General features: G+C 61.3%; 1 protein-coding gene and 2 pseudogenes. 1 reads left to right on the top strand and 2 read right to left on the bottom strand.

Annotated features, from left to right (window positions below; translation table 11 throughout):
• Positions 1–396: 396 nt before the first annotated feature.
• A pseudogene (locus G481_RS26145) lies at positions 397–555 on the top strand (IS481 family transposase); the annotation flags it as partial.
• A gap of 58 nt (positions 556–613) precedes the next feature.
• Here G481_RS26145 and G481_RS26945 read toward each other — a convergent pair.
• Together G481_RS26945 and G481_RS0118610 are read right to left on the bottom strand one after the other, a co-directional pair.
• Positions 614–700: pseudogene (locus tag G481_RS26945) on the bottom strand (hypothetical protein); the annotation flags it as partial.
• Positions 701–965: 265 nt separating this feature from the next.
• Positions 966–1450: DUF2493 domain-containing protein (locus G481_RS0118610; protein ID WP_028031323.1), on the bottom strand; the 485-nt coding region annotated here is incomplete at its 5' end.

A 1450-nucleotide genomic window follows, 5' to 3' on the forward strand; every position in this document is an offset into this window, starting at 1 on the left:
TGCGTTTCGACATGTTCTGATCTCCTCGTTCTTGGAGACCAGCAGGCCTCAGATCGTAGCTTCCGTCACTGTCCGATTTTCGGGGGGTAGCTCAACATACCCTTAGCTGACACTGATTTCTCCCTGGCGGGCCAGCCTCCGGCTCAGAGAGCTGCTCGACGTACAGCGAACTCAGCCCTCCCTCCGATCCGAGGCACTGCAATCTTCACTGTCATCGGACTACTTGCCTCTTGCCTTCCCCTTCAGGAAGCATGTTACTTCTGGCAAAAAATTTCCAGAAGTAGCGGTCGTATCAGTTGGTCTCTTCAAGGCGAGCTTTGAGCCAGTGGAGAAAGAACGGATGACGTGTCCACTTAACCTTCTTTCCGTGCTATTCATGGATAGGAGCGTTCGATCATGGGACGCAAATCGACCGCTGCGACGCCGCAGAAACGGGACGCGGACACGAAGCTGGCGCAGAGCCGCCTGAGCGTGCTGTAACTGGCGAAGGAGCTTGGCAACGTCGCCGCGGCCTGTCGTCAGCAGGGGCTGGACCGGACCAGCTTCTATGAGTGGAACTGCTCTCGACCTTCTCGGCGGCGATGTGCAGGCCCAGCTTCGTCTTCAGGTCACCTGAGATCGAACCGTGGGCGGTAGGGGTCAAGCATACGGTGGCCTCGACCATCTCGGCGACTGTAGCCTCCTTGGGACACTGAAGCATGGCGATAATCTGTGCAGTAAAGTGTCAGAGTTCGGCCTCCTCTGAATGTCGGCTTGCTGCGCACGGGCTTTTTCGTTCGCGCCCGCAGAGAATGTCCGGACGCCGTCCTCCGTGCAGGTCGCGCCGGGCCGGGCGGGGTGATCCTGGCGGAATGTCCGCTTCCATGTCCTGACAAGGGCATGTTCGCACAGGCAGAGAATGTCGGCTCACCGCCCACCGTAACGTATGCAGGAAGTTGCGCGGCCATTTCGAATCGGTGCAGCGCTCACGCGCTGCCCTCCGCGAGGCGGTAGACCGGGATGCCCATCTTGCGGGCCTTGTCGGCGAGGTTTTCCTGAATGCCCGTTCCTGGGAAGACGATGACCCCGATCGGCATCGTGTCGAGCATCCGGTCGTTGCGCTTGAAGGGCGCGGCCTTGGCGTGTCTCGTCCAGTCCGGCTTGAAGGCGACCTGCGCGACCTTTCGGTTGTCGGCCCAAGTGGCCGCGATGCGTTCCGCCCCTTTCGGCGATCCTCCGTGCAGGAGCACCATGTCGGGGTGCTTGGCATGGACCTGATCGAGCCTGTCCCAGATCAGCCGGTGATCGGTGGTATCTCCGCCCGAGAAAGCGATCTTCGGCCCGGCGGGCAAGAGCACCTCGTTGTCGGCCCGGCGCTTGGCGGCGATAAAGTCGCGGCTGTCGATCATGGCCGAGGTCACCTGGCGATGGTTGACCCGTGATCCGGAGCGCGGCGACCAAGGCGTGCCTG

This window comes from Gemmobacter nectariphilus DSM 15620, from assembly GCF_000429765.1.
Classification (GTDB): Bacteria; Pseudomonadota; Alphaproteobacteria; order Rhodobacterales; family Rhodobacteraceae; genus Wagnerdoeblera; species Wagnerdoeblera nectariphila.